The organism is Streptomyces sp. NPDC086777 (assembly GCF_040702065.1).
In the GTDB taxonomy this organism is placed as follows: Bacteria; Actinomycetota; Actinomycetes; order Streptomycetales; family Streptomycetaceae; genus Streptomyces.
The window spans coordinates 191555-205391 of the sequence record NZ_JBFBJI010000009.1 but is presented as its reverse complement, the minus strand read 5'-3'; the positions used below and the strand labels follow the sequence as shown (position 1 = coordinate 205391).

General features: G+C 71.7%; 9 protein-coding genes. 2 read left to right on the top strand and 7 right to left on the bottom strand.

From position 1 onward, the window contains the following. Positions 1–63: 63 nt before the first annotated feature. From AB0472_RS15700 to AB0472_RS15690, 3 genes are read right to left on the bottom strand one after another with little or no spacing between them, the layout of a single operon-like run. Complete coding sequence (locus AB0472_RS15700; RefSeq protein WP_366356863.1) at positions 64–2817, bottom strand: bifunctional YncE family protein/alkaline phosphatase family protein; 2754 nt, start codon at positions 2815–2817, stop codon at positions 64–66. 13 nt (positions 2818–2830) lie between these two features. Beyond that, positions 2831–4189 (bottom strand): ABC transporter permease, encoded by a 1359-nt coding sequence (locus tag AB0472_RS15695; RefSeq protein ID WP_366356861.1) that lies wholly within the window; start codon positions 4187–4189, stop codon positions 2831–2833. Further along, entirely contained in the window at positions 4186–5241 is a 1056-nt protein-coding gene (locus AB0472_RS15690) for an ABC transporter ATP-binding protein (protein ID WP_366356860.1), read from the bottom strand. The genes AB0472_RS15695 and AB0472_RS15690 overlap by 4 nt, the downstream gene beginning before the upstream one ends. A 198-nt stretch (positions 5242–5439) precedes the next feature. Between AB0472_RS15690 and AB0472_RS15685 the strand changes: the two genes are divergently transcribed. Beyond that, positions 5440–5706, top strand: coding sequence for a hypothetical protein (locus AB0472_RS15685; protein ID WP_366356859.1), 267 nt, complete (start codon positions 5440–5442; stop codon positions 5704–5706). Between the two features lie 16 nt (positions 5707–5722). Here AB0472_RS15685 and AB0472_RS15680 read toward each other — a convergent pair whose 3' ends face one another. From AB0472_RS15680 to AB0472_RS15665, 4 genes are all read right to left on the bottom strand, one after another. Next, complete coding sequence (locus AB0472_RS15680; protein ID WP_366356858.1) at positions 5723–6568, bottom strand: EamA family transporter; 846 nt, start codon at positions 6566–6568, stop codon at positions 5723–5725. After that, positions 6565–7086 (bottom strand): YbaK/EbsC family protein, encoded by a 522-nt coding sequence (locus AB0472_RS15675; protein WP_366356856.1) that lies wholly within the window; start codon positions 7084–7086, stop codon positions 6565–6567. The genes AB0472_RS15680 and AB0472_RS15675 overlap by 4 nt, the downstream gene beginning before the upstream one ends. Before the next feature lie 121 nt (positions 7087–7207). Beyond that, positions 7208–9427 (bottom strand): MMPL family transporter, encoded by a 2220-nt coding sequence (locus AB0472_RS15670; RefSeq protein ID WP_366356854.1) that lies wholly within the window; start codon positions 9425–9427, stop codon positions 7208–7210. Positions 9428–9551: 124 nt separating this feature from the next. Next, complete coding sequence (locus AB0472_RS15665; protein ID WP_366356852.1) at positions 9552–10154, bottom strand: TetR/AcrR family transcriptional regulator; 603 nt, start codon at positions 10152–10154, stop codon at positions 9552–9554. Positions 10155–10321: 167 nt separating this feature from the next. Here AB0472_RS15665 and AB0472_RS15660 point away from each other — a divergent pair, with 167 nt between their 5' ends. Beyond that, positions 10322–13774, top strand: coding sequence for a S41 family peptidase (locus AB0472_RS15660; RefSeq protein WP_366356850.1), 3453 nt, complete (start codon positions 10322–10324; stop codon positions 13772–13774). The last annotated feature ends 63 nt before the right edge of the window (positions 13775–13837 follow it).

Below are 13837 nucleotides of genomic sequence, written 5' to 3'. Positions count from 1 at the left end.
CCGGAGAACCCACGGGGACCCCGGCCGCGAGGGCCGGGGTCCCCGTGCGCGAGCGGGCCGGGCTCAGCCGTCGTTCTCCGCGGACGGGAGGTAGGCGCCGGGCACGTCGTCCGGCGTGTAGATCTTCTTGTCGCCGGGGTACGGCTTGGTCCAGTTGTGGGTCTGGTACCAGGTGTAGCGGTTCATCTGGGTGGGGTTCGCGTAGTCCGGCACCGCGTTCTTGCCGGTCAGCCGCTGGTGTGAGGCCCACGTCCGCCACTGCGCGGCGACCTCGGCCTCGGCCGCCGGCACGGAGACCGACGTCGGCGCGGCCGCCGCCCGCCTGTCCTGGGCCGCCGGGGTGTCCGAGCCGCAGCTCGGCTGCGGGTTCACGCCGAGGGTCAGCGAGGTGCGGTTCGGGACCGCCGTGAACGGCGTGTCGTCCGGCTTGCGCGTGAACGCCTTGTACATCGGGGTGGCCGCGCTGTCGAGCTGGTTCATCGGGTGGATCCCGAGGATCTGCTCGACGGTGCGGACCATGGTGATCTGCGAGTAGTAGTGGTCGTCGACCGTGCCGTGCTGCGCGTACGGGCTGATGACCTGGACCGGGGCGCGGTGGCCGTCGACGTGGTCGAGGCCGGCCTGGGAGTCGTCCTCGACGACGAAGATCGCCGAGTCCTTCCAGTACTTGCTGTGGGTGATCTCGTCGACCATGCGGCCGACCGCGAGGTCGTTGTCGGCGACCTCGGCGGCGGCGTTCGCCGGGCCGCCGGTGTGGTCGTTGGAGAACCAGAACATGTTCAGGTTCGCCGGGCCGTTCTTCTCGAAGTCCTGCTTCCAGATCTGCTCTTTGTAGATGTCCGGGACGTCGAGGTCGAAGAGCGGGAAGCCCTGCACCGACACGTCGTTGAGCGAGGGGATCGCCGAGCCCGTCTTGATCGGGTAGGCGGTCTGGGCCCCGGTGGCGGCCATGTCCTTGCTGTCGCAGTACAGGTTCTGCCAGGTCGCACCGGCCGGCTTGCTCTCGTACGACTGGAACTCGCCGAAGTCCTTGACGGTCTGTCCGGCCGCCTGCGCGCCGGTCCAGAGGAACCCGGACTTCTGGTGGCCGAGGACGTCGTTCTCCGTGTCGTAGCTGCGGGTGTACTCGCCGGCCGACGACTCGGTGTACTCCGGGTTGTCGGACTGCATCAGCCAGTTGTGGCCCTCGGCGGAGTTGGTGCCGATGTCGTAGAAGTTGTCGTACAGGCCGAACTGCTCGGCCAGCGCGTGCTGGTTCGGTGTGACGTTCTCGCCGAACTGGGTGAGCGTGGAGTCGCCTTCGCCCTGCGGGAGGTCGCCGAGGACCTGGTCGTAGGTGCGGTTCTCCTTGACGAGCAGGAAGACGTGCTTGATCGTCGACGGGTCGCCGATCCGCTTCGGGACCGGGACGGCCTTCGCACGGCTCTTGCGGCCGGCCGTCTCGACCGAGCCGCCGGTCCAGCCGTTCTGCTTGAACACCTTGGCGGTCTGCGCCTTGACGACCTGGTCGCTCGGCAGCGTGAACCGGGTGAGGCTCGACGTGGTGTCGTGCGTGTTGTGCCCGGCGGCGTCGGGGCGCAGCGCGTCGATGCCGCGGGTGTTGGCGACGACGACCTTCGTGCCGAGGGCGGTGATGCCCGACGGGAAGTAGTCGGTGGGGAGCAGGCCGACGTAGCGGGCCGGCTGCTGCGCGGAGGTGTAGCGGTAGACGGCGACGGCGTTGGCACGGCCGAGCGTCACCAGGAGGCGGCCGTCGTCGGTGAGGGTGACCGCGTTCGGCTCGTAGCCGACGGACGCCTCGGGCCACGGCTGGGTGGAGATCGTCTGGACGACCCTGTCCTTGCGGCTGTCGATGACCGACACGGTGTTGTCGGCGGTGTTGGTGACGAACACCGCGCCCTTGCTCGCGTACACGGCGGTCGGGTGCAGGCCGACGTCGACGGTGCCGACGGCGGCGGACGGGTCGGCGGTGTCGATGACGCTGACCGTGCCGGTGGTGCTGGCGCCGGTCCGCGGGTCGGCGACCACGTCGGTGCCGTAGGAGTTGATGGTGGTGTCGCCGGCCTTGGCCGGGCGCCCGCCCTCGTTGCTGACGTAGAGCTTGCCGCCGACCAGCGCCAGACCGCGCGGGGCGTTGCCGACCGCCCAGGTCTGCTTGATCGTTCCGGTCGCCGCGTCGATGGCGACCACCTTGTTCTCGCCGTTGACCGCCGAGTACACGGTGGCCCCGTCGGCCGAGAACACGGCCGCGCCCACCAGCGCCTGCTTGGCGCCGTCGGCCGCGATGGTGACGGCCGTCGGGTTGGCGAGGGTGCCGTCGGCGGCGACGGTGAACCTGGTGTAGCCGTTCGCCTGGCCCAGCCACAGCTGCTTGCCGTCGGGCGAGTAGGTCGGGCCCTCCTGGCCGACCGCGCCGCTGCCGATGCGCAGGTCGTCGGCGGCGTTGGTGCCGATCTTCTGGGTGACCTGACCCGTCGCCAGGTCCACGACGACGAGCGACGCGTCGCCGTCGGCGACCGAGGCGGCCAGGTGGCTGCCGTCCGGGCTGACGACCGACGACATGATCTTGCCATCGTCGATGACGCTGCGGGTGCCGTAGGGGTTGATGTACTGATCGGCTGAGACGACCTGGCCGTTGGCGGTGGTCCGGCCGACCTGCTGGGTGCCGAACTGGTACGTCGAGGCGACCGCGGTGCCCGTGACGCCCAGGGCGACCGCGATGCCGGACGTGACCAGCAGGGCCCGGCGGCCGACGCGTCTGCCGAAGAGGTTGAACTGCTTCTTTTCCCTGATCCGGCGCTGGCGGGTTACCTGCACGGAACTGTTCCCTTCACTGGGTGTCGAGCAGGTCGACGTTGCCGTCGAACTGCCACAGCGGATTCGGGGCGTCGCCGGTCGGGGTCCGCACCAGGAAGTAGCCGTTGACTTCCTTGGGACCGTCGCCGTCGGCCACGAACCGCCCGTCCGAGGTGATGTCGAGCTGGTAGATCGCCGTCCCGGTGACCTGGACGCCGGGGAGGTGCCAGCTCACGACGCAACGCCAGTCGTTGCCCGCGCCCTCCTGCGCGGCCTGGCCGTCGCTCTTGGTGCACGCGGCCGTGGCCCTCAGCTGGGCCTCGGTCACGGCGGGCCGGTGCAGTTGCTCGGTCTGCAGCCGGTAGAGGTGGCCGAAGACCGTGGCGAGGGACTTCTGCACCTTGTCCTGCCGGATCCCGGAGCCCGTCGACGGGGTGGCCACCACGAGTGCGCCGACGGTGACGGCGGCCAGTGCGGCCGGCGGCAGCACGCCGAGGGTGAGCGCGCGGCGCCCGGAGCCGTCGTAGGCCGGGTTGGTGAAGTCCCGCCGTACGAAGAGCACATGGGCGAGGACCGTCGCGAGCACCGTCCACGCCAGGCTCACCGCTACGGCGATGAGCAGCGGGGCGAGCTGCTCGGGGCTGGTGAACAGGCCGTTCCAGGAGACGAAGGCATAGCCGGGCAGGGCGAGGCGCACCGCGACGGGCAGCGGCAGCATCTGGGCGACCGACATCGCGAGCGCCACGACCGGGGGCAGCAGCAGGCCCATCGGGGAGCGGCCGAGGGCGACCGAGCCGAGCAGTCCGATCGCGGCGAGGGAGAGGGTCGGGGCGAGGGCCGCGAGCCAGGCGAGCAGGACCCGGCCGGCCGCGTCGCCGGGCGACAGGAGGTGGCCGTCGAGGCCGACCAGCGGATGGTTCCCGGCCGACGCCAGGCCGCCGAGCGTGCTGGAGACGGCCAGTCCGGCCACCAGCAGCAGGATGACGGTGAGGCTGGCCAGAGACTTCGCGACGAAGATCCGCGTGGGCGAGCGGACCGCCACCAGCAGGTGGCGCCACGTGCCGAGGCGGTCCTCGGCGGCGAACACGTCACCGGCGACCACCGATGTCAGCAGCGGGAGCGCCCAGGTGCCCGCGAAACCGAGCAGCACCAGCGGCCCGGCCCACCCGGTGGCGTGCATCCAGCGCCCGAAGAGCGTGTCGGCGGGCAGCGTGCTCTGCCGGCCGACCCCGACGACGAACAGCCCCGGCACGATCCAGCAGGCGAGCACCAGCAGCCGGATCCGCCACTGCGAGACCAGCTTCACCAGTTCGAAGCGGTAGCAGCGCGAGACCGGGACACGACGGGCGACCGGCGCGGGTCCGGTGACGGGAGCGTTCTCCGTGAGGGTCATCGGCCGGTCTCCTGGTGCCGGCGCCGGTGCTCGGGTTCGTGCTGGTGCTCGCGTTCGTGCGCGTGCTCGCGTTCGTGCGCGTGCCCGTGCTCGGTGAGGGCGAGGAACGCGGCTTCGAGCGGGGAGACGACGGGGGCGAGTTCACGCACCGCGACCCCCGACCGCACGACCCGCGTGACGAGTTGGTCGAGGGCGGCCACCAGGGCGCGTACGACGAGCACGTCGGGGTCGTTCCGCAGGCCGGGGCCGGGGTCGTCGACGACCCGGATGCCGGGCGCGTCCGCGGCGAGCCGGCGTGCCGTCCCGGCGTCGGAGGTGCGCAGCCGGTAGTCGAGTGCACGGTTCTCGGCGGCGAGCCTGGTCAGCGGGCCGGAGAAGACGACGCGGCCGGTGGCGAGGATGGTGACCTCGGAGCACAGCGCCTCCAGGTCGTCCATCCGGTGGCTGGAGAGCACCACGGCGGTGCCGTCGGCGGCGAGCCTGGTGAGGACGCCGTGCACGTGCCGCTTGCCGGCCGGGTCGAGGCCGTTGGACGGCTCGTCGAGCACGAGCAGCCGGGGCCGGGTGAGCAGGGCGGCGGCGAGCCCGAGCCGCTGGCGCATGCCGAGGGAGAAGCCGCGGGTCTTGTCGTCGGCGACGTCGGTGAGACCGACCTCGGCGAGCACGTCGTCGACACCCGCGCTCCCCGCGGTCCTTGCGGTCCCCGACGTCCCTGCCGTCCTGGTGTCCGGACCGCGCAGCGTGGCCAGCGCGGCGAGGTTCTGCCGTGCGGTGAGCGAGGGGTAGAGACCGGGCGCGTCCACGAAGCCGGCGACGCCGTCGGGGGCGGCGAGCGCCCGCTCGACCGGCCTGCCCAGGATCTCCAGCCGGCCGCCGTCGGCGACGGCCAGCCCCAGCAGCAGGCCGAGCAGCGTCGTCTTGCCGGCGCCGTTCGGCCCGACCAGGCCGTGGATCTGACCCGGTGTCACGTCGAGGTCCACGGCGTCCAGGGCGACGACGTCACCGAAGCACTTGGTGATCCCGCGGGCCCGAACCGCGTGAGGTGTGTCCATGAGTCCCGTGCGTCCCTTCTTCCGCAACTCGCAGGGACTTTATGGAGAACACACATCCCTGGCACAGGCGGTCGGCTGAACGCCCGGAGAACGGTTCGTCAAGGCAACGGCAAGTCCGGCGGACCGGCATCCGGCTCAAGTCCCTTACCGGTCAGGAGGGAGAATCGGCGGACCGCGACGCCTACCGAAGGTGAATCCGTGAACAGACCGGCCCCGCGCCTCGCCACGATCCTCTACGCCGTCTCCGGGACCTGCGCTGTCATCGGCGCCCTGCTGTGGGTGCGCGGACAGACCGGCACGACGGCCAGGATCTACGGGGACTACCTGGCGGCCGACAGCTACTCGCCGTCCGCCTGGCGGGTCTGGTCGACGGCGGTGCCCGAAGCCCGCCTCGGCCTGTACCTCGTCGCGGCCGCGCTGGTGTCGGCCGTGGCGGCGCTCCTGGCCTCGGCCCGACGCGGCTGACGGAGCCGACGGCCCGCTAACCGGCGTGCAGCATCAGCCCGATCCCGACCACCACAAGGCCGGCCGCGGCGATCCGGGGCGCCCCGAACCGCTCCTTGAAGAAGACCGCTCCGATGGCGGCCCCGACGATGATCGACGACTCGCGCAACGCGGCGACCGGGGCCAGTTCGGCGCGGGTCTGGGCCCACAGGACCAGCCCGTAGGCGAAGACGGACAGCAGGGCGCCGACGAGTCCCAGGGCCGCGAACGGGCGGGCCGCGGTGAGCAGTTCGCCGCGTCGGCGGCTCAGGGCGTACGCCGGGATGGCGAGCCCCTGCAGGGCCATCAGCCAGGCGATGTAGCCCACGGAGGATCCCGAGGCGCGCACCCCGAGGCCGTCCAGGACGGTGTACGCGGCGATCGTCACGCCGGTGGCGAGGGCGGCCCCGATCGCGGTCCAGTCGGGGCGGCGGCCCCGCAGCCCCCACAGGGCGACCCCGGTGAGCCCGGCGCAGGACACGGCGATGCCCGCGGCCGCCGGGGCGTCGGGCACCTCGTGCGCGAACACGGCGGCGAACAGCGTCACCAGGAGCGGCGCGGTGCCGCGTGCGATGGGGTACGCCTGCCCGAAGTCGCCGAGCCGGAAGGAGAGCATCAGCAGCGCGAAGTAGGCGACGTGGACGACCGCCGAGGCGAGCAGGTACGGCCATGCGGCCGCCGCCGGGACCGCGGCGAACGGCATCAGCAGCAGCCCGATCAGCACGCCTCCGCCGGCGATCAGCGAGGATCCGACGAGCTTGTCGGTGATCCGGTGGGCGATGGCGTTCCAGCCGGCGTGCGTGACCGCGGCCAGCAGGACGGCCGCGGTGACCGCCGGGGTCACGCGGTGGGCTCGCGTACGTCCACGACGGTGGCGCCGGCGTGGTTCACCAGGGCGGCGGGGGCGATGGGGAAGACGGCGTGGGGGTTGCCGGCGGCGGCCCACACCACGTCGTGCCGGAGCAGCGCCCGGTCGGCGAGCACGCGCGTGCGGGTCCGGTGGCCGAAGGGCGGCACGCCGCCGATGGCGTACCCGGTCGTCTCACGGACGACGTCCGCCTTGGCCCGGGTCACCTTCGCGGCGCCGAGTTCCTTGCGGACCAGTTCCACGTCGACGCGGGAGGCTCCGTCCATCAGCACCAGCACCGGCACCCCGTCGGCCGCGAAGATCAGCGACTTGCAGATCTCGCTGAGCTCGCACCCGACAGCGGCGGCGGCCTCGGCCGCGGTTCGGGTCGCGTCCGGGAAGCGCCGGATCCGCGCGGTCAGCTCCCCGAGGCCCAGCTCGGCCAGGGCGGCGGCGAAACGAGGGTGCGCACCGGAGTCCCCGGTGCCGGCGTCGGTGGCGGCTGTCGTCGTCATGGGGGCACGCTAGCCAAGCCGGGGAGGCGACGGCGAGTCGTTGACCGTGGCCGCACGAGGAAGCCGGTGAGGGCGCCCCGTCCCCACGGACCCTCACCGGCGGTCTGTCACGAGCCGTACGTCAGACGCGTACGAGCTCCCGGTCCTCGTCGTCCTTGCCGGTCCCGGCGTCCTCGGCGGACAGGGCGCGCAGGCCCTCGCCCTCGACGTCGACGTTGGGCAGCGCCCGGTCCAGCCACTTCGGCAGCCACCATGCGCGCTTGCCGAGCAGGGCGAGCACCGCCGGGACGATCGCCATGCGGACGACGAACGCGTCGAAGAAGACCGCGATGGCGAGCCCGAAGCCGATCATCTTGATCATCGACTCGCCGGCGGTGATGAAGCCGCTGAAGACGGAGATCATGATGACCGCCGCGGCGGCCACGACCCGCGCGCTGTGCCGGAAGCCGGTCACCACGGCCTGTCCGGGCGTCTCGCCGTGGACGTACGCCTCCCGCATCCGGGTCACGAGGAACACCTCGTAGTCCATGGCGAGGCCGAAGACCACGCCCACCATGAAGATCGGCATCATCGACATGATCGGGCCGGTCTGCTCGACGCCGAGCAGGCCGCCGAGCCAGCCCCACTGGAAGACCGCGACGACGGCGCCGAGCGCGGCGAGCACGCTGAGCAGGAAGCCGAGGGCCGCCTTCAGCGGGACCAGGACGGAGCGGAAGACCGCGATCAGGAGGAGGAAGGCGAGGCCGACCACCAGCGCCAGGTACGGGACCAGCGCGTCGTTGAGCTTCTGCGAGAAGTCGATGTTCATCGCGGTGGTGCCGGTGACCAGGACCCGTGCGCCGGTGTCGGCCTTGACGTCGGCACCCTGGTCGCGGATGGCGTGCACCAGGTCCTCGGTCTGCACCGAGGACGGCTTGGAGTCCGGGATCACCGTGATCGTCGCGGTGTCACCGGCCTTGTTGAACGCCGCCGGGGTCACCGTCACGACGTCCTTGAGGCCCTTGATGTCGTCGGCCACCCTGGTGGCCGCCTTCTTGGGGGCGTCACTTCCCTTGGCGTCGACGACGATCATCAGGGGCCCGTTGAAGCCGGGGCCGAAGCCCTCCGACAGCAGGTCGTAGGCCCGGCGCTGGGTCGTGGACGTGGGCTGTGAGCCGTCGTCGGGCAGGCCCAGTTCGAGCTGGGTGGCCGGCAGGGCGATCGCGCCCAGTCCGGCAACGCCGAGCAGCAGCACGGCCGCCGGACGGCGGACCACGAAGCTCGCCCAGCGGGCGCCCAGGCCGGGCTTGTCCTTCGGGGTGGCGTGGGCGTGCGTCCGGCGCTTCTCGCCCGCGGCCCTGACCTTGCGGCCGGCGTAGCCGAGCATCGCCGGGATCATGGTGAGCGCGATGAGGACGGCGACCACGACCGTGCCCGCGGCCGCGAGGCCCATCTTCGTCAGCATCGGCACGCCGACGACCGAGAGACCCGCGAGCGCGATCACGACCGTGAGGCCCGCGAAGACCACCGCCGAGCCCGCCGTGCCGGCGGCGCGGCCGACCGCCTCCTCGCGGTCGCGGCCCTCGGCCAGTTCGCCGCGGTAGCGGGAGACGATGAACAGCGCGTAGTCGATGCCGACCGCGAGACCGATCATCATGGCCAGGGTGGACGTGGTGTCGCCGAGGTCGAGTGCCTTGGCGAGGGCGGTGATGGTGGAGACGCCGATGCCCACGCCGATGATCGCCGTCAGCAGGGGCAGTCCGGCCGCGACCAGTGAGCCCAGGGTGACGACGAGGACGACGGCGGCGATGGCGAGACCGACGGCCTCACCCGCGCCGCCCGCGTCGGCCCCGGACTGGAGCGCGTCCCCGCCGACCTCGACGGTCAGCCCGGCCTTCTGGGCGTCGTGCCCGGCCGCCTCCAGCGCGTCGCGGGAGGAGTCCTTGAGTTCCGTGCCGGAGACGTCGTAGCGCACCGAGGCGTAGGCGACCGTGCCGTCCTTGCTCACGGCGTGCTGCTGGTAGGGGTCGGTGACGGAGGTGACCTCGGAGCCGGCCGCCAGTTCCTTCATGGTCTTCTTGACGGTCGCCTTGTTGAGCTTGTCCGTCATCTTCTCGCCGACCGGTGCCTTGAAGACGACCCGCGCGGTGGCGCCGTCGGAGCTGGAGCCGGGGAAGCGCTGGTCCAGCAGGTCGAAGGCCTTCTGGGCCTCGGTGCCGGGGATCGAGAAGGAGCTGGAGCCGGCCGCGGGGGCGGAGGCGGCGGCGACGCCGGCGAGGGTCAGCAGCGCCACCCATATGAGGGCGACGTAGTGCCGTCGCCGAAAGGCGAACCGGCCGAGTTTGTAGAGGAACGTGGCCACGGGGGCGTACTCCCGGTCAGGTCGTGGGGTATTCGGGGCAGGGGTGATCAACCCTGTGGGTGGCAGGAGTGATCGGCCCGACGACGTGAGCGGAGACGTCAGGTGGGCAGGCTGCGGGGATGGGTCAGCAGGTGGGCGCGCCGAGGGCGGGCAGCACCACGGCGTCGATGTAGGACAGCAGGAAGGTCTGGGTGGGCGGCTGCTCGTCGATCAGCGAGCGGGCGGCGAATCCACCGATCATCATGTGCATCACGAAGTCGATCGCCGGGTTGTCCGCACGGACCTCGCCCCGGTCGATCGCCCGCTGCAGCACGGTCCGGAAACCGGCCATCTCGGGCTCGATCAGGTGCTCCTTGAAGGCCTGCAGGAGATCCGGGTTGCCGTGGATCGCCATGGCGAGGCCCCGCATCAGCGCGGAGCTCTGCTCCATCTCGCAGTCGTCGGAGCGCAGCGTCATGGCGTGCAGGTCGCCGCGGAGCGAGCCGGTGTCGATCTCGTCGATCGCGGCCCCGGGCTTCTGGTACCGCACCGCCTTGGCCACCAGTTCGGCCTTCCCGCCCCACTGGCGGTAGAGGGTGGCCTTGCTGGACTTGGTGCGGGTGGCGACGGCGTCCATGGTGAGGGCGTCGTAGCCGACCTCACGGAGCAGGTCGAGCACGGCCTCGTACAGCTCGGCCTCACGCTCAGGCGTGATGCGACTGCGACGCGCCGTTGCGACCTCAGTCATGCCACTCACCCTTCACCGCTCCACCATCGACTTCGTGTCTACACCTCGAAGATACCCTGCGATCTACAGAAACGAAACCGTTTCGTACGTGTGCTGTCTCACGCGGCCGGGAAATCCGTGAGCTGCCACGAGTTGCTGGCCCTCCGCCCCCGGAAAAGCATGGGGAGGTGAGCTATCTGCGCATGCCCCACCTCAGCGGCGACCAGTTGTGCTTCGTGGCCGAGGACGACCTCTGGCTGACCTCGCTCGACGCCCCGGGCCGCGCCTGGCGGCTCACCGTCGACCGCACCAAGACCGGCCACCCGCGTTTCTGCCCCGACGGCCGCCGGATCGCGTACACGAGCTGGCGGAGCCTGGTGCCCGAGATCCACCTGGTCGACGTCGGCGGCGGCCCCGGCCGGCAGCTGACGTACTGGGGCAGCGGCGACACCCGGGTGTGCGGCTGGACTCCGGAGGGGGACATCCTGGCGGTCGCCTCGCACAGCCAGCCCTTCTCCTATTTCACCTGGGCCTACAAGGTCTCCCCCGACGGCGACCCGGGCCGCAAGCTGCCCTGGGGACCGGTCGCCGACATCCAGGTCGCCGACATCGCCGACGAGCGCAAAGCCCTGCTGCTCACCGGCACCCCGCCGCACGAACCGGCCGGCTGGAAGCGCTACCGGGGCGGTGCCATGGGCCGGCTGTGGCTGCACGGGCAGCGGCTGCTCGACGGCATCGGCGGCCACCTGGACTCCCCGATGTTCGTCGGCGGCCGGATCGCCTTCCTCTCCGACCACGAGGGCGTCGGCAACCTCTACTCCTGCGCGTACGACGGCTCCGACCTGCGCCGGCACACCGACCACGACGCCTTCTACGCCCGGCACGCCGCCAGCGACGGCAGCAGGGTCGTGTACCAGTGCGCGGGTGACCTCTGGCTCGTCGACGACCTCGGCCCGGACGCCGCACCGCGCCGCCTCGACGTACGCCTCTCCGGGCCCCGGGCCGGGCGCCGCCCCTACCAGGTGCCGGCCGCCCAGCACGTCGACGGCGTCTCCGTGGACGAGACCGGCCGGGCCAGCGCCGTCGTCGTACGCGGCAGCCTGTACTGGCTCACCCACCGCGACGGACCGGCCCGCACCATCGCCGACACCCCCGGGGTACGGGTACGGCTCCCGGAGATGCTGGGCTCGACCGGGCAGATCGCCTACGTCACCGACGCCGGCGGTGAGGACGCCGTCGAGATCGCCCACCTGCCCCGGGCGACCGGCGCCCGCCCACCGCGCCGCCTCGCCTGCGGGAGGCTGGGCCGGGTGCTCGAACTCGTCTCGGACCCCCTCGGCGAACGGCTGGCGGTGGCGGCGCACGACGGCAGGCTGCTGCTCATCGACGTGACCGAGGAGGTCGAGGTCGTCGAGGAGCTTCCCGTTGATGCCGTTGATTCACTTGATTCAGCTGATCCCGCCGATTCCGTCGATTCCGTCGATTCCGTCGATTCCGTCGATCCTGTTGATCGAGTCAACCCTGTTGATCCTGTTGATCCTGTTGATCCTGTTGACGGCATTGACCGGGTTGATGCCGACCACCCCGCCGGCATTGATTCTGTTGACGGACCGGACTCCGAAGACGTCGTCACCGAGCTGATCCAGTCGATCAACGGACCGGTCCGTGATCTCGCCTTCTCACCGGACGGGTCATGGTTGACCTGGTCGCATCCGGGTATCGGCCGTTCGCTGCGGCAGATCAAGATGGCCCGCATCAGCGACCGGCTCGTCATCGACGTCACCAACGGCCGCTTCGAGGACGAGAACCCGGTCTTCACCCGCGACGGCCGCTACCTCGCGTTCCTGTCCTGGCGCGGCTTCGACCCTGTGTACGACGTGCACACCGGGGACCTGTCGTTCCCGCTCGGCTGCCGCCCCTACCTGGTCCCGCTCTCCTCGGCGACCCCTTCCCCGTTCGCGCTCAACCCGGACGGGCGGCCGGCGGCCGGCGGCCTGGACCCCGTCGAGGACGAGGAACCCGGCGAGGGCGGCGCGGTGGGGGTCGAGGTGGAGGGGCTGGCGAACCGGGTGACCCCGTTCCCGGTCACCGCCTCCAAGTACTCGGAGCTGTACCCGGTCGCGGGCGGCGGCCTGGTCTGGCTGCGCTGGCCGATCTCGGGCGCGCTGGGCGAGACCTTCGTCAACCCTGCCGACACCAGCGGGCGGCCGACGCTGGAGTACTTCAACATCACCAAGGCGAAGAAGGCCGAACTCGTGGACCACCTCGACTGGTTCACGGTCAGCGGCGACGGCAGCCGACTGGTCGTGGTCGACGAGGGCGATCTGCGGGCGGTGCCGTCGACCGAGTCCGGCGACGGCGACACGACCGTCTGGATCGACCTGCGCCGCATCCTGCACGAGGTCGACCCGCCCGCCGAGTGGCGCCAGTCCTACGCCGAGGCCGGCCGCCTCATCCGGGACTACTTCTGGGACCCCGGGATGTGCGGCATCGACTGGGACGGCGTGCTCGACCAGTACCGGCCGCTGGTCGAACGGGTCGCGTCCCCCGACGACTTCGCCGACCTCCTCCGCGAGGTCCTCGGCGAGCTGGGCACCTCGCACGCCTACGTCACCCCGGCCCGCCGCAACGAGGGCCCGCCGCACTACCAGCGCCTCCAGGGCCTGCTCGGCGCCAACCTGGTACGCCGGGACGCCGGCTGGACGGTCCGGCGGATCCTGCCGGGCGACTCCTCCGACTCCAAGGCGCGTTCCCCGCTCGCGGGCACCGGCATCCGGGAGGGCGCGGTGCTCACCCACATCGACGGCAGACCGGTGGACCCGGTGGCCGGACCGTTCCCACTGCTCGCGGGGGCGGGGGCCACGACGGTGGAGCTGACGTTCGCCCCGGGCGAGGGCGAGTCGGGGCCGCCGCGCCGGGTCGCCGTCCTCCCGCTGATCGACGAACGGCCGCTGCGCTACCAGGACTGGGTGGCCAAACGCCGAGAGGTGGTTCGGGAGATGAGCGGCGGCAGGTGCGGCTACCTGCACATCCCGGACATGGGCGGCTCCGGCTGGGCCCAGTTCAACCGCGATCTGCGGATGGAGGTCTCCCGGCCGGCGCTCATCGTCGACGTGCGCGGCAACGCGGGCGGCCACATCAGCGAACTCGTCGTGGAGCAGCTCACCCGGACCATCCTCGGCTGGGACCTGACGAGGAACGCCCAGCCGGTGTCGTACGCCTCCAACGCCCCGCGCGGCCCGATCGTCGCACTGACCGACGAGGCCACCTCCTCCGACGGCGACATGATCACGGCCGCGATCAAGCTGCTGAAGCTCGGCCCGGTCGTCGGCCAGCGGACCTGGGGCGGAGTGGTCGGCATGACCGGCCGCCACCGCCTGGGCGACGGCACGGTGATCACGGTGCCGATGAACGCGGCCTGGTTCGAGGACTACGGCTGGTCCGTCGAGAACCACGGCGTCGCCCCCGACCTGGAGGTCCTGCGCACCCCGATGGACTGGGCGGAGGGCCGCCACGTCGAGATGGACGACGCGATCCAACTGGCCCTCGACCTCCTCACCGACCACCCGGCAGCGGTACCGCCCGACTACAGCGAGGTCCCGAACCGTTCCCGCCCCAAACTGCCCCCACGGCCTTCTTGAGACACCGGGGAGCGTCCCCACCAGAGGGGCGCTGGGGGTACCCCCGGCCGAAGGCTGGGGGAG

What these genes read in the sequence shown, in the direction of transcription:
- AB0472_RS15675 (WP_366356856.1), bottom strand. Translation starts at nt 7,086, where the DNA reads ATGACGACGACAGCCGCCACCGACGCCGGCACCGGGGACTCCGGTGCG.
- AB0472_RS15665 (WP_366356852.1), bottom strand. Translation starts at nt 10,154, where the DNA reads ATGACTGAGGTCGCAACGGCGCGTCGCAGTCGCATCACGCCTGAGCGT.
- AB0472_RS15690 (WP_366356860.1), bottom strand. Translation starts at nt 5,241, where the DNA reads ATGGACACACCTCACGCGGTTCGGGCCCGCGGGATCACCAAGTGCTTC.
- AB0472_RS15695 (WP_366356861.1), bottom strand. Translation starts at nt 4,189, where the DNA reads ATGACCCTCACGGAGAACGCTCCCGTCACCGGACCCGCGCCGGTCGCC.